This is a genomic window from Xylella taiwanensis (assembly GCF_013177435.1).
Lineage (GTDB): Bacteria > Pseudomonadota > Gammaproteobacteria > Xanthomonadales > Xanthomonadaceae > Xylella > Xylella taiwanensis.
Genome location: NZ_CP053627.1, coordinates 752,783 through 774,628 on the forward strand (window position 1 = coordinate 752,783; position 21,846 = coordinate 774,628).

Sequence of the window (21,846 nt, forward strand, 5' to 3'; positions counted from 1 at the left end):
TTAATCTAAACCGGTATAATCCTCGCCTTTCCTAGCTTCCTCACGACGGGCGCCAGACCCGGGTCGTTTCGCATGTCCATAGAAAATCTCCGCAATATCGCCATCGTTGCTCACGTTGACCATGGCAAGACCACTCTTGTTGATCAGTTGCTTAAGCAATCTGGGACCTTCAGCGAACGTACCCAAATGGGTGAGCGCGTGATGGACAGCAATGACCAAGAAAAGGAACGCGGCATCACGATTCTTGCTAAGAACACGGCAATCAATTGGAATGGCAACCGCATCAACATTGTTGATACTCCTGGGCACGCTGATTTTGGTGGTGAGGTTGAACGCGTGTTGTCGATGGTTGATTCAGTCCTGCTGTTGGTGGATGCAATGGATGGGCCAATGCCGCAGACGCGCTTTGTGACCCAGAAGGCCTTTGCGATGGGATTCAAACCGATTGTGGTGGTCAACAAGATTGACCGTCCTGGTGCGCGTCCAGATTGGGTTGTTGAGCAGGTCTGGGACTTATTCGATCGTCTCGGTGCCACGTCGGAGCAGATGGACTTCCCGATAGTCTATGCCTCGGCACTGAATGGTTATGCCAGCTTGGAGCCGAATGTACGGGTAGGCGATATGACTCCGCTGTATGAAGCGATCATGCAGCACGTCCAGCCACCGCAAGTGGATCTGCATGGCCCATTTCAGATGCGTATTAGCCAATTGGATTACAACAGTTACGTTGGTCTCATTGGGATTGGCCGTATTCAACGTGGCAAGGTACGTACCAACATGCCGGTGACGGTCATTGACCGCATGGGCAATAAGCACAACGGTAAAATTCTCCAGGTGCTTGGTTTCCTTGGCTTAGAGCGTCATGAGGTTGCAGAGGCCAAAGCGGGTGATATCGTTGCAATTTCTGGCATTGAGGCACTCAGTATTTCCGATACCTTGACTGACCCAACGGCTCCAGAGTCTTTGCCAGCATTAAGTGTGGACGAACCGACAATCAGTATGACCTTTCAGGTCAACAATTCGCCATTCGCCGGACAGAAGGAGTATTCAGGGGGGAAATTCCTGACAAGCCGTCAGCTCCGCGAACGCTTGACCCGCGAAACCTTACACAACGTTGCGTTGCGCGTGGAGGACACCGAAGATCCTGACAAATTCAAAGTCTCCGGCCGAGGCGAGCTGCATTTGTCGGTGTTGATTGAGACCATGCGCCGTGAGGGCTATGAATTGGGCGTGTCCCGCCCGGAAGTGATCATCAAGGAAATCGACGGCATACTCCAGGAGCCTTATGAGCAGTTAGTGGTTGACGTGGAAGAGGAGCACCAAGGCGGTGTCATGGAACGTCTTGGCACGCGCAAGGCTCAGTTGTCGAACATGGAATTGGATGGCAAGGGTCGCGTACGTTTGGATTACATCATCCCAGCGCGTGGTTTGATTGGTTTTCAGACTGAGTTCAAGACCCTGACCTCTGGGAGTGGTCTACTGTTTCACATCTTTGACCACTATGGTCCGAAGGCGGATGGTGCGATTGCCAAACGTCCCAACGGCGTCATGATCTCCAATGGACATGGAAAAGCACCTGGATATGCGTTGATGGGCTTGCAAGAACGTGGGCGCTTGCTGATCGATGCTGGTGAGGACATTTACGAAGGCATGTTGGTTGGCATCCATGCCAAGGATAATGACCTGACCGTCAATGCCCTTCGCGAGAAGCAATTGACCAACATCCGTGCTGCTGGCAAGGACGACGCGATCTCGCTGACCCCCCCAATCAAGATGTCCCTGGAGCAGGCGCTAGAGTTCATCGAAGATGACGAGCTGGTCGAAGTTACACCGCAGGCAATCCGTTTGCGGAAAAAATATCTCAGCGAAAACGATCGTAAGCGTGCCAGTCGCACTGGCTGAAAAAGTGAGGTCATCGAGTATGACTGACAAACCCTATAATCCCGATGCGCACGCACATCCGGGGCTTCACGCCATCGCCCTATTGGAAGCATTTAAGGGTTTGCTTACGTTGGTTGGCGCTACTGGTCTAGAACTACTTGGTCCGTTGCCGCTGCAGAACATCGTATCCAATTTGATTCGGCTTCTCCATCTCGATCCAGAGCATGGTGCTTTACCTTCGTTGTTGAAGATGATCGACCCCAACGCGGTGCATTTGGCCGCAGCCGCAATGTTAGCCTACGGCGTGCTGCACCTGATCGAATCCTGGGGGCTGTGGCGGGTTAAGGCTTGGGCCTCGCTCCTGGGTTGCGTGTCGGCAGCGATCTACTTGCCATTTGACATCTACGCGATTGTCCATCATCCCGGGTGGCCCTCTTGGAGCGTCCTAGCGATCAACCTGTTAGTGGTTGGAGTCTTAACTCGTGACTTGATTCGGCGTCGCCTGCCTCAGCGCTGCGTTAGCTGATATGCAATCTGATTCACTTCTCATCATCACATTCAAGTTTGAAGGATCTTTGTCTATAAGCCGCTTATTGTCCGTGGCACGATTTTTCGAAGTGTAGAGATAATCAAGGGTATGATGAAATCAACCCTGTTCTTTGGAGTGATGTTAAAACATACGTGCTAGAGCGCTTTGCCTGATGATAGGGAGCACGTGATGCCGTAGCCTGATCTCGTAGCACGCACCTGTGTTTACATTCCGGCTCAGATGGGGAATGTCAAGCCGCGTACCGTTGAAAAATTCAGACAATTGATGTGTATCAATGACCGTACAACAAGTAGTTCAACCTGTTGGGGGCAAAGATGAAATCAATATTGAACGACGTAATGGTTATTTTGTAAGTTCTCTGAACTGGAAGGTTAGAAATTCTTGCTATCCACATCATCTGAATGGGCTATCAACTGTTAATCCATTTGAATTGCTAATCAATATGCGTAATAGCGAAGAAAATATAAATGAAATTAACGAAAATATGATTTGCATTTTTTATTGAGAAGTTGATATAACTCTTCCAATAAAAATGTGACAGCCATCAATAGTGAAGGATCTGTTCCGCAAAGAAGTACTTGAGGCAAAGCGCACAAGTTGGCTTGGTGGTATCTCTTTGATCCAACCAATTAAAGCATGGTTGTTAGTGCTGGCATCCAGCATGATGGCGCTGTTAGTTGTGCTGTTTCTCTGCTTAGGGACTTACACCCGTAGGTCCAGCGTAACGGGGCAACTCGTGTCATCTAAAGGACTGGTGACGGTAGTAGCACCTGCTACGGGTACAGTAAGCCAGATCAAAGTGTCCGAGGGAACTAATGCACTTTCTGGGCAGATACTTGCATTGGTGACAGTGCCGCGGACTACTGTTACCAGTGGTGATGCCACCAGGGCCTTGGAACAGCGGTTACAGGAGCGGAGGCAGGGGTTGTCGATGAGTCAACAAGCTCAGATGCAAGTGCTATCCGCGCAAACATCAGGCATTGAAGCGCAACTGAGTGCCGCACAACGTGAGTTGGCACAGATCGAAATTGAGATTGCGACTCGTCAGAAACAGATACAGATTGCCAACGAAACTTTACAGCGCTTGAAGCAGTTGGAGGATGCGCGTTACGTGGGCACACTGCAAATCAAACAACAGGAGTCCACCGTACTGGACTACACCAGCCAAATGCAGGCAATGCAACGCCAAGCCATCATGACTCGACGGTCTATTGCTCAGTTGCAACAATCCTTAAGGGAATTGCCGGGGCAGTATCAGAATTCCGAGGCAAACTACCGACGCGAACTGGCGCAACTGGAGCAGGAACAGGTAGAAACCGAGGCTCGTGGTGCGCTTTCTGTAGTTTCCCCAATCGATGGAGTCATTGCTACCCAGATTGTCAAGCCTCAGCAAACAGTGCAGGCAGGGCAACCAATGTTGAGTTTGTTACCAGTAAATGGTGAGTTGGAAGCAGAACTCCTCTTGCCGAGTCGCGCCATTGGTTTTATTGAGCAAGGTGATGAGGTTCGTTTACGTTACCAAGCTTATCCGTATCAGAAATTCGGTCATCAACGTGGTCGAGTGTCTAGAATTAGTCGTAGTGCATTGACTTCAGGTGAGCTTGGAGCATTAATCGGTGATACCCGACAAGCCGAACCGTATTACCGAGTTATAGTGAAGATTCCCCAACAGTCCATCACAGCCTATGGTCGGCAGGAACCTTTAAAACCTGGAATGTTGATTGATGCTGATATTCTTAGCGAAAAACGTCGATTAATCGAATGGATATTCGAACCATTGTACTCGTTGCGAGGAAAGGTTAGTAATAATTGATTTTTCAAATAATAATATGAAATGGGTTTGAATATATAAATGGGTATGTTTTTTAGGTATTATTTTGTTATACGCAAATGCGTAAGATGCTGAGCTTCGAAAGTAAGGAGATATTTTCTAAGAATAAATTAATTTTATTTATTTCCTTTTTATTTTCTTATGTAATTTCAACTCTTCAAAATTAAGCTGTGTTAGACCAACTTATAGGAATGGATCAAATGCGTGAACTCGCTGCACAAGAAATTGGAAACGTTGATGGTGGCGTTTACATATTGAATTTAAATTATGGAGGTTTTTCAAGAAATCCTTTTTTAGCATTTTTGGGGATCGGAAATACGGCGATTGCGGTAAACTTTGGTCGAGGTGGATCTTCCTTTTACAGCAGGCCAACACTTAATATCGACAATGTAAATGTTATTAACGTCACTCAGGAAATACATCAACCAGTCTGAAGATTGGGGCGTTGTTTTATAGCCGTTCGCTAAATCTGGGGAAGATGATGAATTGTTAAGGAACATGCAGAAGCGATTGAAGCAAGGAAGATGAAAACTTCCTACTCCTGATGGGGTTGCTTTTTATTATTTTCTGCAATCCTCCTCCTTATTTTCATTATCTCCATAATAACTGACTATGGAAATGAATCAAATGCATGAACTTTCTGTCCAAGAAATCAAAAACGTTGGTGGTGGCTTTTTCTTTGTTCTTTTTCCTGAGAGTTTTTCAAACGCGACTATTTCATCTGTTACGTTTGGATCTATTCCGAGTAGAACTCGTCCGTTTGAATCTCTTTCGATACCAGAACCTGTTGTCTCCGGACCTATTTCCTCCGGAATAGGCATTTTTGGAACTGGCACTGGATTTCTAAGGACTTCCAGCCGACATGTTTCTATCGGCACCGTAAATATTTACAATATTGACCAACAGATCACTCTATAACATCACCTTATTCAAGGAATAACTCAGCGAATTTTAAAATTGGAGCCGTTATTTTATAACAGTTCTTGCTAAATCTGAGTAAAAATGATGAATCATTAAGGAGCATGCAGAATGATCCAAGCAAAGGAAGAAGATGAAATGAAAGCTTTCTGCAACTTTCCTCCTTATTTTCATAATAATCGATCATGGAAATGAATCAAATGCGCGAACTTTCTGTCCAAGAAGTAAAAAACGTTGATGGCGGCTTTTTATTCTTTGTTTCCTCAGGTATATCTTCCCCTGAAATTATTTCGCCTGTTTCACCTGTTGCGTTCAGCCCTTATCCGTCGTCTGGGGGGTTTCCTTTTAAATCTGATGGATCCAGTGCAAGCCTTTTGGGATATAATCTTGGAAAACTCGTCGTACAAGAGTTTTTTGTGCGACGTGTAAATGTTTATAACATCACTCAAGTAATAAATAAATAACATCACTCAAGAAGTAATTCAGCGAAGTATTGGTTTTATAGTTTTTCTCAGTCAAAATAGACAGAGATGATGAATTATTAAGGGGTATGCGGGGTAATCTAAGCATAATTAAGATGAAAACTTCCTGTTGTTAATGGAGTGACTCTTTATCGCTTCCTGCAATCTCCCCTTAATTTTCATTGTCTTAATATTTACTGTTGGTATTAATTAAATGCGTGAACTTTCTTTCCAGGAAATCGAAAACGTTGAGGATGGTTGCTGTGGAATTATTATTGGATGCGCAATTGGTGGAGCCGTAGTTGTAGGAGCAGCTGTTGTTACAACTGTTGCTATTAGAGTTATAGCTCTTTATTGGAATTGGGGAAACGTTGCGTTCAATCTCCAACCTTGTGCTTCCAATAATGGTTGCAGTCAAAATGTTGTCAAATATGAATGTAAATAGTGTCACCCGAGGACTAAATTAACCAACCTGAAGATTTGGTGTGTTGGTTTTATGGTCGTTCCTAGTTAAAATCGGTGAAGGTGGTGAATACTAAAGGGTATGTAGGGATTATAGAAACATAAAAAAACACTGTACTTTCAATACTAACACTACTAATTTAAATATAAATTTTAATGACTTAGAAAAAATCAACCATCATAAGGAGCGTTGATTTTCTTTGGAATTTTGCGGGGCTGTATTAAGAACTGATGCCGCCTCTTCTTTTTAATTTGAAAATTTCTTTATATTCTATTACTTAACTTGCAACATATTAAGATGAAGCTTTAACATGAATCGCCTGAAATGTACTCGATTGCATTTTAACAAAAATTTTTCATCATGTTTGATGATGCTGTTCAAATGTCATTGAGGCGTCAATTTACCATAATGGATCTAAAATGAGACCTGTTTTGCAATCTGAGGTCAGTGAATGTGGCTTGGCTTCGCTGGTGATGCTAGCGAACGCTCATGGCAAGCATCTGAGCCTATCCCAGCTTCGTCAGCGTTTTCCTTCATCCCTTAAAGGCGCCAAACTGACTCATCTGGTTCATATTGCACAACAGCTTGGCTTTTCTACTCGTCCACTGCGCCTGGATATGGAAGATCTGAATAAGCTTAAACTGCCTTGCGTTCTGCACTGGGATCTCAACCACTTTGTGGTGCTGGCAAAAGTCGGTACCACTAAGGCCACCATTTATGACCCAGCCATCGGCAAGCGAAAGCTTTCACTCAATGAAGTGTCAAAATACTTCACTGGTATAGCCCTTGAATTGACACCTACGACCGAATTCAAGCAACAGAAAGCACCTCCTTCGATCTCAGCACGTCAGTTGACCGGTCCGATCCGAGGATTGTGGAGGGCTTTGGCCCAGATTCTGTTATTGTCGCTAGCTTTACAGGTCTTTGCAGTGCTGTCGCCTTTCTACATGCAATGGGTCGTGGATCAGGTATTGGTCTCGGCTGATCGCGATCTGCTGGTGGTACTGGGATTGGGCTTCGGATTGGCGCTGTTGCTTCAGATCGCCATCGGTTTGTTTCGTGGCTGGTCAGTGGTCTACCTGTCGTCAAGGCTTGGCCTGCAATGGATGGCTAACGTGTTCGCACATCTGTTGAAGCTGCCATTGGAGTACTTCGAAAAGCGCCATCTTGGAGACTTGACTTCTCGCATGTCTTCGGTGCAATCGATCCAGAAAACGTTGACCACCAGTTTCGTTGAAGCGATTATTGACGGGCTGATGACGATCGTCACACTGGGTTTGATGCTCGTTTACAGTTGGAAGCTGGCATTGGTCACATTGGTAGCGGTGGTGTTGTACCTGCTCATCCGTGCCATTTCATACTGGCCAGTACGCGACTGTACCGAGCAGCAATTAGTTGTTGGTGCAAAACAGCAGAGCCATTTGCTGGAATCACTACGTGGCATTCAAAGTTTGAAAGTGGCAGGTGAAGAGTCGCTACGCCGTTCTACTTACGACAACCTACTCAACAACACGGTCAACCAAGAAGTGCGATTGGCACGCATGTCATTGGGTTTCTCGAGCGCTAGCCAACTTGTGTTCGGACTGGAGCGCATCGGAGTGATCTGGTTAGGTGCGAAATTGGCGTTGGACAACGTATTCTCGGTCGGCATGTTGATCGCCTATTTATCCTACAAAGATCAGTTCACTTCGCGGATCTCTAGCTTGATTGATAAGTGGGTTGAGTTCCGCATGTTGCGCCTACATGGCGAACGGTTGGCTGATATCGTCTTGACCTCTCCGGAGGAGGACTACGAATTGCCGGAAATGCAGCTACCGAAAAAAGAACCAGATATCGAAGTGGATGGATTGTCGTTCCGCTATGGTGAAGGTGAACCATGGATATTGAAAGATTGCAGCTTCAAAATCGCAGCGGGCGAATCGGTGGCAATCATTGGTGCCTCGGGCTGCGGTAAAACGACACTGATGAAGTTGCTGCTTGGGTTGCTGAAACCTACCACAGGTACGATACGTATTGGTGGGCGGGATTTACATAAATTCGGCGCACGTAATGTGCGTTCGGTTGTTGGTGCGGTGATGCAAGATGATCAACTCTTTGCGGGTAGCGTCGCTGATAACATCAGTTTTTTTGATCCGGACTTCGACCTGGAGCGTATTGAAGCGGCAGCGAAGTTAGCCGCAATCCATGACGATATCGCCGCGATGCCAATGGGGTATCACGCGTTGATCGGCGATATGGGCAGTGCGCTATCCGGCGGACAGAAGCAACGTGTTATCTTGGCCCGTGCGCTTTACCGCCACCCCAAGTTGCTGTGCCTGGACGAGGCAACCAGCCATTTGGACGTCACGCGAGAGCGCTTAGTCAACGAGGCGGTACACCAGTTAAAACTGACCAAAGTGATTGTGGCACACCGCCCGGAGACCATTGCTAGTACGGATCGTGTCGTCATTTTGGATCATGGACGGATCGTGCAAACAGTGGCAATGCCAACAGATCATCAAGAGTCAATCGAAATGGTGCAGAACACGTGACAATGATGATGGCGATTGCTGTGATATGCAGCGGTCCAATCATTAAATGCTTGATCATCTTATCGTTTTCAGCATTGTGTTGCGTTTCATCGCCATAGCATATCTGGCTCATTTGAAAGCCTTGAAAGCTTGGATGGAGAATTGCGCTTGTTTATGAGGCGTCTCATTGGGCTGCTAAGTGTAGAACGTGGCTATATTGATGCCGTGTCAGTGTAATAACGCCGCTATCGTTCATCTGGTTGTGCCCCGCTTGCTGGCATCTATGCTTGGGTTGCCAGTGAATCAGGATATTTTGATTGAGAAAGAATCTGTCTGGAAAATGACTGTTTCTTCAGGGTATTTGTTTTATGTGTGGATGATGGGTTAACTTTTTTTGACGAAGATCGGCTGATTATCTAAGCACAGCAAAAGCGGCTCCTTGACTCGCTTGATTTACAAAATCAGGTGATTGTGGCATGTCGATATTGTGCTTACCTGAATCTTGCCGTTAGCGGTGATTATGATTGACCGAGATGCCAACCTTTAACACGGAAGCGTTACTGTACTCCTGTGGTTGTTAATTGCAGTCATCAGGGTACCGTGTGATAGTCGGATGATAGCTTGGTTTCGATCACCCCCGGGATCTATTGGACCAGATCAGTGGGGTTTGTCATACACGTTACGCTGAATGCTCATGTTTGGCCCATAGCCCGTGCTCTGGGCTTCATTGATTCAGATGCCGATGTCGACAAGAACAAACCCGAACTATAGGCTGTGTTTGTGTCATGGTTGTTCATGATGGATGGATATCCCCAACAGCAATTCGGCGTTTGATCTATTTTTTTGTTCGTCACTTCGTTGTTTATTCGTGTTTCCTTTTGGAAGTTACATCTGCGCATAAATTCAGAGGGGTATAACAATCTGCATGTTTGGTCTCCCAAGTACGTAGTGATTATTAAACTCTCACAGAGTCTAGGCTTGGTACAAAGCAATCAATTCAAGAGGATTTCAGCCTTGCAATCCTGACCTATTCTATTTCCCGCCGTAGTAACCAGAGTGATAATGCACTGAGCCCTGCGATGAACGTGAGCATCAGTACGTATGCTATCCATAGTGGGACGTCGCTATGGCCGAGCAAACCGTAGCGAAAGGCGTTGACCATGTAGAAAATCGGGTTCGCGTAAGTGGCGGTTTCAGCCCAGCCGGGTAGCAGCTTCACTGAGTAAAACACTCCTCCGAGGTAAGTCAACGGAGTCAGAATGAACGTCGGTATGATCGTGATGTCGTCGAACTTTTTGGCGTAGACAGCGTTAATGAAGCCGGCCAGTGAGAAAATGATTGCAGCCAGTACCGCTGTGCTCAACGTGACCAATGGGTACGGTAGCCGTACTGGAGTAAAGCACATCGCGATTGCCATCACGATAGTGCCGACCATTAGTCCTCGTAGCACTGCTCCGGTGACGTAGCCCCATAGAATCACCCAGTTTGGCATCGGACTCACCAGCAGTTCCTCAATGTGTCGGCCGAACTTGGCACCGAAGAACGAAGAACTGATGTTGCCGTAACTGTTCTGGATCACACTCATCATGACCAAGCCAGGTACGATGAAGTGTATATAGTCAAAGTCGTCCATTGAGCCCACGCGTGTGCCGATCAACTGGCCGAAGATCAAAAAATATAAGGCCATGGTGATGGCTGGTGGCACCAGTGTTTGGATCCAGATGCGCAAGATGCGTTGCACTTCGCGGCGTACGATGGTGCCCAGAGCGGTCAGGTTACGCTGGGTGTTGCTTGGTGTATTGGTCACGGTAAGGATCGGGATGCGACGGTGGGAGAATGATTAGGGTGTGGCAGCGTACGCTGGCAGGCTTTCAGTGATGTTACGGTTCTCTGTACTGGTCAAGCGTATAAACAGCTCTTCCAGACGATTACTCTTGGTACGCATCGAGCGTACTTGGATGTTGGCGGCACTCAGCGCAGCGAACACGCGATTCAGGTCCATTGCGCGTGGCATGTTCAAGTCCAATGTGTGATCGTCCAACGCGCTTAGCGTAGTGTTCTCAATTGTTGGAAGTTGCATCGGTAGTGTTCCGTCGATGTCGAGAAGAAAGCCTTCCACGTCTAGTTTGGCGAGCAGTGTACGCATAGGTCCCTTCTCGATGATCTGACCACGGTCGATGATGGCCAAATTACGACAGAGGCTTTCGGCTTCTTCAAGGTAATGCGTGGTGAGCATGATTGTGGTGCCACTGGCATTGATCTCCTGTAGGACGCGCCACATATCGCGGCGGATCTCGACGTCCACACCAGCAGTAGGTTCATCCAGGATAAGCAAACGCGGTTGGGTCATCATCGCACGGGCAATCATCAAACGCCGTTTCATCCCACCGGACAGGGTACGGCTCATCACCTGTGCCTTCTCCCACAGGTACGCGCGCTTGAGCTCAACCTCTGCCAGTGCTTCAGCTTCAGCGTGCGGTATGCCGTAGAAGCCGGCGTAGTTGATCAGAATGTCTAAAGGTTTTTCGAACAGGTTGAAGTTGATCTCCTGTGGTACTAGGCCGATCAGTCGCATTGCCGCACTACGTTCGTGTACCAAGTCAATGCCGAACACTTCGACGTTACCGCTGCTCAGATTGACTAGCGAACTGACGATGCCGATTAAAGTGGACTTGCCGGCGCCGTTGGGACCAAGTAGAGCGAAGAAATCACCTGGGTTAATGTCCAGACTGATCCCTTTCAGGGCCTGCGTACCATTGCTGTAGGTCTTGTGCAGATGATGCACGTGCAGAGCGGGTGCATGAGGGACAGTTGAGTTCAAGTGGAATTCCTTGAGTGCCTGAGTGGCAGCATGACGAAGATTGCGGCGCTAATTATAGAAGACGTGCGGGGCTTGTCCGATCATGGACTGTTTCAAAATCGTACATGACTGTTCAATGTCTCCTGAATCACTTGTTTTCCCGATCTTTGCATGATTTGTGCCTACCTTGGCTTACTGCCGTTTTATATGGGATAACGGCTCATTCCTGGATTTTCAGCGATGGTGAGTGCGTGCAGGTTTATTGTGTGCATGTTGATGGTACTGGGGCTAAGCACGGCTGGCTATTCGTTGGTGGTCATTTGTGACGACACGCTTCAATGAGTATTTTCTTAATAGGTTGATCTCAGCAAGAAAAGTGGTGTGTCTTTTCGACGTACAAGGGATTTTCTCTGTGAATATATTTCGGTCTCACAAGCCTGCCGCACCCATTTGAATCTGTCACTGGAGCGTGCGATGCATTTCGAAATCATTTTTTGTGTAGATCGTGACGTGTGAAACGTCTGTTAAGTTTCGATTCTTGAGGTATTCGATCCAGTGTTGATCATATGTTTTAACGAGACTCAAACAGATTGTTAGTAATTCTTTCTTTTTTGTACCATTACTGTTAGGGTTGATATTGAGCTTGATTAATGTTTTAACTATAAATTAAATTCATTTTTATTTTATTTCTTGCATTTATTTATAAATGAATTTTTAATTTGGATCATGATACTTCTTATTTTCATCAGGTATGGGTTGTTAGAGATATTAATGCAATTTCAAAATTTCATGGCGCTAAAAATAATGGTACGTTAGATACTACTGTGCGCCGTTAAATCGCGGCAATAAAATTTTTTATTCAATTATTCATTGATTTAAAGACTTTCATTGCATGTCTTATATGAACTTTTACGGTTCATTGGTGTGCGATGGTGCGTGATTAACTAGCGGATTGAATTTATCCAAGGGAGGGAATCAAGGAGTAGGCATGAGCAAGATGATTCTTAACAACGTCTTATTTTTGAGGTGTGTGGCCACGGTATGCATCGGTACACTCGCTGGTATAAGCGGTGCGGTGCAGGCGGGAGTGGAGATCTCTCAGTCCCCGTTGTATGTTGGCAGCGAAGTGCCTGGCAATCTTGCCATTGTTGCGTCTGTCGAGTATCCCACGTTGGTCAGTGTGGCTAACCTTGCCAGCACCTACACGCAAGGAGTTAGGTATGTTGGGTACTTCGATTCCAACAAGTGCTACCAATACAATTACAGTGCTGATGAGCGCCAGCGTTACTTCTATCCCGTTGCGTCTCCAAGGCCTAAAGCCGATTACAGTTGCGATACCTCCCGGGGTGCGTGGGCCGGGAATTTTCTGAACTGGGCCGCCACCCAGACGATCGATCCGTTCCGCTCCGCATTGACCGGCGGTTATCGCGTGCGCGACACGACCAACGAGACAATTCTGGAAAAAGCAGACATGGATCGCCCGTATCAGGTGAATTACCCGCGTCGCACGCTCGAAGGCCGGAATTTGCTCGCCGCTTCAGTGCCTGCGCAGTGGGGCAGATTCCGTATCCGCATCGATGGCCTCGGCAACACAATGCGGTTTACTCAGGCGACCCCCGCCTTCTCCAATTGGTGGCAAGAACCTTTAGAGAAGGACGGTCAATTTTACGATCCTTCCAAGCACGCATTGAACTGGAATGATAATGGCATTTACGAAGTCAGCGTCCGGGTCAAGGTGTGTGATCCATTGGTCGGCCTGGAGCCCAACTGTGTGGCCTATCCCAGTGGCTCCTACAAGCCCGAGGGGCTGATCCAGCAATATTCCAAGCGCATCCGATATAGCATTTTCGGTTATAAAAATGATGACAGTACTGTGGTGGACGGAGGCGTGTTGCGTGCCAATCAGAAGTTTGTCGGACCCAAGACCTACTATCCGAATGAAGGCGAGAAAACCAATCCCTATGCGGAATGGGATGCGCAGACCGGCATCTTCTATCCCAATCCCAATCCTGCTGATGCCGCGGCGACCACCCAGCGGGTGGGCCGTACGATCGCTCATTCCGGTGTGATCAACTATTTGAATAGATTTTCTCAGATGAATACCGGTAAGAGCGCAAAAGGGTATGACCCTGTCAGTGAGCTCTACTACACGGTAGTTCGCTATTTCAAAGGGTTGGGCGATATTCCAGAATATTCAGTATTGACCGGTTCGGTAAACGAAAAGTACCAGCAGGCCGATGCCTTCCCGGTGATTACGACCTGGGATGATCCTATCCGTTATGCCTGCCAGAGCAATGTTGTCCTTGGAATTGGTGACACTCACACCAATTTTGACAAGAATCTGCCCGGTGATACCAACACCGAGGGAGAGCCTGCCAAACCGCAATTGGTCAGAAACGATACAAGCGTTGACGTGGTTAAACGTATGGCGCAGATCTTCCAGATGGAGGGCAGGAGCCGGGCTGATGCGCTGGCGGCGGCCCGGGCATCTACTTTCAACTTTCATAATAAAAATTCGGCTTATATTGCAGCGCTGGCTTACGATGCCCATACCAAGGACATGCGTCCTGATCTTGAAGGGGATCAGTTTTTAACGACCTACTGGGTCGACGTGGTGGAGGCTGAGGACTACAAAAATCCAGTAGAAACTAACCAATACTGGTTGGCCGCGAAATATGGCGGATTTCAAGTGCCTGCCGGTTACGATCCGGATAAGACGCTCAAAGCTCTGCCAGAGGCTACCTGGTGGAGTAGCCGCGAGTACTTCACTGACGATAAAAACAATCGTACCTTCAAGCGTGCGGACAATTTCTACATTGCTGCTGACGCAGAAAAGATGGTGTCCAGCCTGAACAAAGCATTCTCGCGGATCGTGGCCGAGACAAAGGGCTCAGGCACCGGATTGTCCAGTAATGGTGCCAGGCTTGAAACCGGCGCCGTCACCTACCAGACACAGTTTTTCAGCGGCACCTGGCGTGGCGATCTGAGCGCCTATCACGTGGACAAAGTGACCGGTGCGCTCACTCCGTTTTGGAGCGCGAACGCGAACTTCCCGGCGTGGGACCGGCGCGTCATCAAGTTTTCTAGTGCCGCCACACTGAAAGACTTCACCAAAAACAACCTAAGCCAAACGCCACTGGCATCGGCCAGTGCCGCGCAGATTGATTACCTGCGCGGTAATCGTAGCCAGGAGGGCAGCGGGCCGGGCAAGCTCCGGGTACGCAGCGGCCTCATGGGGGATATTGTCAACTCCCAGCCGTTGTATGTGGGCGCGCCCAACCCCCGGCTATACACAGCGGCGCGCTTCAGCGGGGCGTCGGCTTATGCAGCGTTCGCCGCCGTGCAGGCCAACCGCGTGCCGGTGATCTACGTGGGGGCCAATGACGGCATGCTGCATGCCTTCAATGCCAATAACGGTACAGAGATCTTTGCCTTTGTCCCTCAAGCGGCGATGCCCAGATTGCTTGAGTACACCGATCAGAACTACGTACACCAGTATTACGTTGATGGGGAGCTGACCGCGGCCGATATTTACGACACGACTTTACGGACGTGGCGTTCGGTGCTGGTGGGGACCCTGGGCCGTGGCGGGACAGGCGTGTTCGCCTTGGATGTGACCGACCCTTCCAATATTGGTGTGCTATGGGACAAAACGTCTACGGACATCAGCGGTCTGGGAAATATCCTAAACAAACCCATGATTGTTCAGACGTCTGATGGGACATGGTCCGTTTTGCTTGGCAATGGTCCCAACAGCACCGCAGACAACGCCCAACTGATCGTGATCAACCTGCTGACTGGCCAAGCAACCCAAATAGCTGTGAGCAAGGCTTCAAGCAATGGACTGTCGGGTGTGCTGCCTTGGTCCAGTCAGGGCAACGGCATCACGGATCGCGTGTATGCCGGGGACCTGCTGGGCACGCTGTGGCGCTTCAGTCTTACCGATCGCGTGTGGAAGGCGGAGCCGATGTTCAATGCCGAGTATCAGGGAAAGGCGCAGCCGATCACCGCAACGCCGCTGGGGGCCATCGAGCGATCCACTGGACGCACGTGGATCTTCTTTGGGACGGGCCGTGCGTTGTCTTCGCATGATCTGGGTAACAAGGAGGTCCAGAGCTGGTATGGCTTGATTGACCAGGGGACGACGATCAAAGGGCGCAGCACGCTCAGCCAGGTGCAGATTCTTGATGAGGGCGAAGTCAATCATGATGCCGTTCGTGTGGTGGCCGATCCTGGCAATGTTGGTGCTGATGGCTGGTACATGGATTTGATCTCGCCGCAGTCCGGCAAGCAGGGAGAACGGATGATCGTATCCAACATGTTCCGTGGAGGGGTGCTGATCGGGACCACCCGAATCCCGGATAACAGCAATGTCTGCAAGCCCAGTGGCAAGGGTTTTGTGATGGCGATTAATCCGTTCACAGGTGGGCGATTGCGTCAATGGTTTTTCGATTTAGGCAACACCGGTGGTGCGGGCAGTGGTAGTACGCTCAATGGCAATCCGGTATCCGGGGTGGGTGTGGACAGTGCGCCGAATAGTCCGGTGTTTACCGGGCACATCATGCAGGTGGGGACTGATGATGGCACGGTCACGTCGCTCAAGACACCGCCTTCCAGCGGTGGCTACAACATGAGCCGTGTCTCATGGCGTGAAATCCTGAGGTCTGAATTTACGAAAAAATAATGGATAGAGGTGCTCCATCATCTGGATTATTTCTACAATGCTTGGAAGCTCTTAAAGAGCGTATTATCCCCTCAGCGGCAGTGACCAACCGTGCAGATTAGGCTCACCAAGGAGAAAAATACTTCCAGGTGCATTCACAGGATCTAGCAAATGTAGTACGTAACGGGCTATTTACTACACCCCTTGAGGCTGGATGGATAATCAACTACTGCTCTAACATTGCCCAGGGTTACACAGGGGCGAATCCAGCACATGGCGATAGGGGCAAATGATGGTATGCCGGGTGATTTCGTGTGCCGAGTTCAATAAAGATTACTTAGTTGTTGCTATGTCGTATCAGTTATCTTTACGGTCATGACCAAGCTGCATCTCAATATGTTGTATTGAGATGCAGCAGGTCTGCCCTCTTAAGATGCATGACTACAAGCCGCAATCCATGAAGCTTAATTATGATCTCTTACTTTGATTATGTTTACTGAAATCCTTTTCATTTGCGAATGAAATTTTCATTCTTCCTTTTTTCAAGTAGCACAGCGCTATTGTGCTTACTTGAGTGAAAAAACCGCCTGTCACCGGGGGCAAAAAAGAAACAGCGCACAACTTAGCCTGGCTTTGGTATGGGAAGGGCAAAGTCTGCCGCACAGCATCGCTTACTTGGCTTCAGATACCGATTGCACGCTGTTATTAGGTTGACTCGGGATAACATGCACTCCACGCGCTTTCATCCATGCGTCGAACTCATCCGCTGTCATGCGCTTACCTTCTTGGCTCATGTTGAAGCGCCAGGGCGTGTTGTCGTAAATGGTTTGCTGCTTGTAATCGGTATTGTTATTTAACTTGACTGCACTTTCGAGTGAAGGCGCTTTGGCAATGCTTTGGTGACTATTTACCCGCAAGTGTAGCAACACGGGGTCTATTAAATACTCGCTGTTGTAAGTTTTTGACAGTACTCTGCTGGGTATGCCTAATGCGATGTTTGGGTTGTAGAACACAGTGTTTACTTGTGTAACCACCGTCGCTGGAACCAATTGATTAAAAGGGGTGTTGACAGAATACTGAGGCGTGGAAGCCTCTACGACAGAAGTCACTAAGAGATACAAAAAACCAGCTGTAGCGAAACGCAGCATAGTGAAGTTTATCCGCTGGATTGAAAGTCATTGCAGTTTAGACTGCGGTTGCTACGCTTTCAACCAATTTTAATTGAGATATGAATAAAATGAGAGAATCTTAACATTGCATTCGAATATGTACTAACTAAAGTGTGTTCCGATTTGAAATCTAAGCTGGCAGCTTGCTTAGATATTAAATCTCTGTCTAAAGGGGGCGTTAGGTTATTCTCAATATTAAGTTAAAAAATCATTTATCGAGCCAGATTATAATTTAGCCTCATCACTTGGGACATGCAGTCATTTGATTTGAAAATCGTGCTTGAACAGGATTTGCACTTCCCCAGCTTCCTATGCGGTGAGATTAAATTTAGTTAATTGACTAGCTGATTTGGTTTTGTTACACAAATTGAGCGAAAAGTCAGCCTAACCAATCCAGGACGGATTGATGGCTTGGTGATGATCACTAGGGGTTCAGAGTTGGGTGAAACGGTCGAGCAATGCAGCTTGTTCCTGAAGCTCTGTAATCTGATGGGCAAAGTCACCAGACATCATGTGCGTGCCCAGCCATTCCAAATACCACACTTATGGTTGCAACGATGTAGCATTGATGGTCAACGCTTATCCTCCGACCCAGGCCCGGTGTTGCCTTGATGATTCCCGAGGGTTTCATGGCCTGTGGGCACTCGGAGGATATGTTTTCCATCGCCCGGCATTTCTTCTGTTGGTGGTCTCGATGGCGCGTATTTCCTATGGTCTGGACGTCACATCTCAGATGTACCTTGCGCCACTGACGGCAGTAGTCAGTACCGCACTGCTTTGTTTTTTATTTTTCTTTCACTGGGTATCTTGACACCCGTGCTATCCACCAGCCGTTCCCAAACATCGCTCCTGCCACCTAGGGTATGGCGAGCTGCAAGTACTTTTATCGCCAAGAGATCGTGTTGAAATCCGGTGCCGGCCAATCCAGGCTTGCCAATCTCGGCAGACTGTCTGCCAGCCAATGCTTCGATGTCATGACAGGCCAAACAAACACTTCAGCGTTATGCGGTGGTGACTGGCCACGTGTGCTGTCACTACCGGCAAACCATGCGGTCTCTTGTCTTGTCAGAGACCTTGCAAGCTTCGGGATTTGAGTGCTGTGTTATCCGCTCATCAGTCCGTCGTTCGGTACTTCTTTTCTGTCGGCTTTATCAGGTCTATTCGAGCACACATGTCCAGTCCAGCAACGTGTATGCCTATGTGTGCAACAAAGTCCGGTATCTGGGAATAAATTGAAACTAACTTCAATAGAAAATGGAGTACGACCGAGCCATCATCTGGAAAAGACAGATCTTTTATGAAGGCCGGTTCTATCTCACTCATTCTTGAATGCGAACAACACCCTCTGGTAGAGCTGTAATGATACATAGTGAGGTGTTTTTGTGTGTACAGCGAATTTGCATGCTGCGAGGTTTACTCGCCGTTGGTATCGCTAGGAGCGACTGCACTGCGGTTGTGGTGAGTGCTGCGTCGTACTTCAACGTTGTCAGCATGCTCATTGAGCAGATGCTCGGCTTGGCCATTGATGACGATGTTCTTTTTGTTCTTGATCTTATATTTACGGTAGAGCATATAGCCAGCCACCCCGATGCCTACCACTGCAACAGCAACGGCGATGCTAGGGTTGCGCTTGATGAACTTACCGGTCATTTTTCCGCTGGTTTTGACTGCACCCAAGGCAGCACCGCTTTTCAACCAGTTGCTAGCATGCGGTGTAGTGGAGCGGAGGCGGTTATTGGCATGCTGAGCTAGATCCATGGTGTGTTTCAGAGCACGGTCGGTCATGGTGGTGAGCTTGTTCATTAATGGGTTCCTTGTCCAGTGAAAAGCGGCTAGTGTGTGTGTGCTGCAATATATAGGTCATATCATGCTAGCGGGTGCCTATATCTTTAGCTGACGCTAAGTCAAGCATGCTCTACACCCGTGTATGGCAGGGTAACAGCGGAAATGCCATTCTACGTATGCTAAACGATCGCTGCGGAGATTTGGTGTGGTCTTAGATGGAATTATCCAGTGAGAGTCTATATGGAGTGCGGTGGCACCGTTACCATGGCAGCTATATCACCTTCCCTGTGATTTCGTGCGGTAGGTGGCGATTGCTGTCCATGGATCGTCTGGCCATGGGTGTTTTGGATAGCGCCCTTTCATTTCTTTCTTCACTTCCGGATACGTGTTAGTCCAAAAGCTTTTCAAATCCTGAGTTACTTGCAGCGGCCGGCCGCCGGGTGAGAGCAGGTGTAGAGTGAGAGGTATACGGTTTCTGGCGATGCGCGGGGTATCGGGCAGACCAAACAATTCCTGTAGTTTGACGGCAAGGACAGGCGGTTGCGGCGTGTCATCGTCGGCCAACCTATAGTCAACGTGGCGTTCCATCCCGGAGGGTACGATGATGCGTGCGGGCGCGTGACGGTCGATCAGTGGGTGCTGTGCCCATGACAGTAGCGATTTCAGTGCTTCCTCGAGTGCCGTTTGGTCCAGTGCATCCAATCTGGTTTTCCCGGCTAAGGCTGGTGTTAACCAAGTGTCCAGTGTTGCTAGTAACGCTGTGTCGGACAGGTCTGGGAGTTCAAGTTCCGGCATCCACTGACGCAGTGCCACGGCACGTGCCTGCCACTGGCGTAGGTGCTTTGTCCACGACAGCGTATCTAAGCCGAGTGTGCGTATGGCTCCGGTTAATGCGTTTGCAGCCTGTGCCGGATCTACGTGCCCGGCGGGGCGTACGTCGAGCACGATGCGGTCGAAGCAGCATTCACGCTGCGCCACCAAGGCGCGTTTATCTATTTCCCAGCGTACTACATCGTGTTGGGTGAAGCGTTCGGGGAAGTTAGCGTGCAACCGTCCCTCGTCCAGAGGGGCACCGCATCGCAGTTGGACGTCTTTGATACCGTGATGCAGCTCGCTGGCGATGACCCAAGGTTCGCCATGCAGGTCGCTGTTGTCGAACAGGCGCATACGGCGGCCGTTGGCCAGTACGTAATACAGTGGGTCACTGGAGTGGCGCGCGGCGATGCGTTCAGGGAAAGCATGTGTGAGCAGGTTGCCGAGCGTGTGTGCTTCGACCTCATCCGGTGGTGTGACCTCACAGCGTATGCGCCGTCGCCATTGTTTCGCTGCGACGTCAATGGTGCTCAGTGTGTTGCGTCTGGCGTCGTGAGAGATCCGGCCACTGCGTAATCCTGCTAACGCGCGCCAGCGCGTGATCAACGCGTCGCTGCTGCCGCGCAGTGGATCGCGCGCCTCGAGTAATGCGGCCAAGTCGCACGCCAGTGCCTGCTCTTGCGGATCGTGTGGGGCCAACAGCATGGCTGCCAGGCGTGGATGGATGCCCAGTGTCAGCATGCGTTGCCCCAGGGGCGTCAGGGTGGCCGTGTCACTGATAGCACCCAGTCGTTGTAGCAGTTCACGTGCGGCGCTCAGCGCACCGGCTGGCGGTGGGTCGATGAAGCGCAGCGTGGTACTGCCCCAGGCGGCCAGTTCTAGTGCCAGACCAGATAATTCGATCTGGGTCATTTCCGGCCGGCGTTGTGCTTCCAGTCGCTGTGATTGAGGCCACAGCCGATAGGCCCAACCCGCGGCGACGCGGCCCGCCCGCCCAGCACGTTGGTCAGCCGAACTCTGCGCGATGCTCACCACGTCCAGCCGTGTGAAGCCGGTATTCGGATCGTAGACAGGCTCACGCGCTAATCCGCTGTCGATCACTACCGATATCCCGGGTAGGGTGATTGAGGATTCAGCCACATTGGTGGCCAGCACGATGCGCCGCCGTCCATTGGGATCCGGTTGTAGCACGTGTGCTTGTTGTTCCAGCGGCAGTTCCCCGTGTAGTGGCAGCACTTGCAACGCCGGGTCGAGTGTTTTCTCCAGTGTGGCTTGTAACCGGGTGATCTCTCGCTGGCCGGGCAGGAAGATCAGCACGTCACCTTGGTGCGTGGTCAAAGCGTGCTCGATGGCGCGACGTGCGTGTGGTTCCAGTGATTCATCACGGCGCGCAGGAAAGTGGGTGATCTCAACAGGATAGCCACGCCCCTCGCTGGTCAGCCGTGGTGCATCGAGGAATTGCGCTAAGCGTTCACCCTGCAGCGTCGCTGACATCACGACAATACGCAGATCCCCACGTAGCTGTGCCTGCACATCCAGCGCCAACGCCAAGCTAAGGTCGCTGGTCAGATGACGCTCGTGGAATTCATCGAATAGCAGCGCGTCGATGCCATCCAGTAGCGGATCCTCCTGGATGATCCGGGTCAGGATGCCTTCGGTGACGACGTGAATGCGGGTGCGTGCAGAGACTTTATTTTCAAAACGGATGCGATAGCCGACAAGCCCACCGACGTCTTCACCACATTGGCGCGCCATGAACAGTGCAGCATTGCGTGCGGCGACCCGGCGTGGTTCTAAAAGTATGATGTTGCGCCCATCAAGCCACGGTGCATCGAGCAAGGCCAGCGGCACCTGGGTGGTTTTTCCGGCCCCGGGCGGTGCTTCTAAAATCAGGCGCGGATGATTGGACAAGCTAGTTGTGATCGCTGGCAGCAGCGTAGCAATTGGGAAGGCGTAGCTATTCATGCGGTGCAACGGATATGGGAGTTGTGGCGATGTGGTG

Annotated in this window: 15 protein-coding genes; 10 read left to right on the forward strand and 5 right to left on the reverse strand. The window is 49.5% G+C overall.

Annotated features, from left to right (window positions below):
* Positions 1–72: 72 nt before the first annotated feature.
* The 9 genes from typA to PLS229_RS03240 all read left to right on the forward strand — a co-directional run bounded on the left by typA (position 73) and on the right by PLS229_RS03240 (position 8,635).
* Positions 73–1,902, forward strand: coding sequence for a translational GTPase TypA (typA, locus tag PLS229_RS03200; RefSeq protein ID WP_038272712.1), 1,830 nt, complete (start codon positions 73–75; stop codon positions 1,900–1,902).
* A gap of 19 nt (positions 1,903–1,921) precedes the next feature.
* Complete coding sequence (locus tag PLS229_RS03205) at positions 1,922–2,407, forward strand: DUF2127 domain-containing protein (protein WP_038272710.1); 486 nt, start codon at positions 1,922–1,924, stop codon at positions 2,405–2,407.
* Positions 2,408–2,705: 298 nt separating this feature from the next.
* Complete coding sequence (locus tag PLS229_RS03210) at positions 2,706–2,936, forward strand: hypothetical protein (protein WP_152536658.1); 231 nt, start codon at positions 2,706–2,708, stop codon at positions 2,934–2,936.
* Between the two features lie 45 nt (positions 2,937–2,981).
* A complete protein-coding gene (locus PLS229_RS03215) occupies positions 2,982–4,244 on the forward strand; it encodes an HlyD family secretion protein (protein WP_038272708.1) in 1,263 nt (420 codons plus the stop codon).
* 218 nt (positions 4,245–4,462) lie between these two features.
* On the forward strand, positions 4,463–4,696 hold the full coding sequence (locus tag PLS229_RS03220; protein WP_230430678.1) for a hypothetical protein: 234 nt from the start codon (positions 4,463–4,465) through the stop codon (positions 4,694–4,696).
* Positions 4,697–4,889: 193 nt separating this feature from the next.
* Positions 4,890–5,180: a hypothetical protein gene (locus PLS229_RS03225; RefSeq protein ID WP_230428171.1), complete on the forward strand. Its 291-nt coding sequence runs from the start codon at positions 4,890–4,892 to the stop codon at positions 5,178–5,180.
* A 200-nt stretch (positions 5,181–5,380) separates the two neighbouring features.
* Positions 5,381–5,644 (forward strand): hypothetical protein, encoded by a 264-nt coding sequence (locus PLS229_RS03230; protein WP_081755482.1) that lies wholly within the window; start codon positions 5,381–5,383, stop codon positions 5,642–5,644.
* A gap of 211 nt (positions 5,645–5,855) precedes the next feature.
* Positions 5,856–6,086, forward strand: coding sequence for a hypothetical protein (locus PLS229_RS03235; protein ID WP_152536657.1), 231 nt, complete (start codon positions 5,856–5,858; stop codon positions 6,084–6,086).
* Positions 6,087–6,523: 437 nt separating this feature from the next.
* Entirely contained in the window at positions 6,524–8,635 is a 2,112-nt protein-coding gene (locus PLS229_RS03240) for a peptidase domain-containing ABC transporter (RefSeq protein WP_038272702.1), read from the forward strand.
* Positions 8,636–9,641: 1,006 nt separating this feature from the next.
* On the opposite strand, the gene PLS229_RS03245 is transcribed toward PLS229_RS03240, so the two are convergent.
* Both PLS229_RS03245 and PLS229_RS03250 read right to left on the reverse strand, forming a co-directional pair.
* On the reverse strand, positions 9,642–10,421 hold the full coding sequence (locus tag PLS229_RS03245) for an ABC transporter permease (protein ID WP_038272700.1): 780 nt from the start codon (positions 10,419–10,421) through the stop codon (positions 9,642–9,644).
* Positions 10,422–10,454: 33 nt separating this feature from the next.
* Positions 10,455–11,435, reverse strand: coding sequence for an ABC transporter ATP-binding protein (locus PLS229_RS03250; protein ID WP_051482378.1), 981 nt, complete (start codon positions 11,433–11,435; stop codon positions 10,455–10,457).
* 976 nt (positions 11,436–12,411) lie between these two features.
* On the opposite strand from PLS229_RS03250, the gene PLS229_RS03255 reads away from it, so the two are divergent.
* On the forward strand, positions 12,412–16,098 hold the full coding sequence (locus PLS229_RS03255; RefSeq protein WP_114867210.1) for a pilus assembly protein: 3,687 nt from the start codon (positions 12,412–12,414) through the stop codon (positions 16,096–16,098).
* 650 nt (positions 16,099–16,748) lie between these two features.
* On the opposite strand, the gene PLS229_RS03260 is transcribed toward PLS229_RS03255, so the two are convergent.
* The 3 genes from PLS229_RS03260 to hrpB form a co-directional block, all read right to left on the reverse strand.
* Positions 16,749–17,225 (reverse strand): hypothetical protein, encoded by a 477-nt coding sequence (locus PLS229_RS03260; protein ID WP_038270586.1) that lies wholly within the window; start codon positions 17,223–17,225, stop codon positions 16,749–16,751.
* A gap of 1,434 nt (positions 17,226–18,659) precedes the next feature.
* Positions 18,660–19,049 carry a hypothetical protein gene (locus PLS229_RS03265; protein WP_038270588.1) on the reverse strand — a complete coding sequence of 130 codons (390 nt, stop codon included), beginning with the start codon at positions 19,047–19,049 and terminating at the stop codon, positions 18,660–18,662.
* A 258-nt stretch (positions 19,050–19,307) separates the two neighbouring features.
* Positions 19,308–21,809 (reverse strand): ATP-dependent helicase HrpB, encoded by a 2,502-nt coding sequence (gene hrpB, locus PLS229_RS03270; RefSeq protein ID WP_038270589.1) that lies wholly within the window; start codon positions 21,807–21,809, stop codon positions 19,308–19,310.
* Positions 21,810–21,846: the final 37 nt, after the last annotated feature.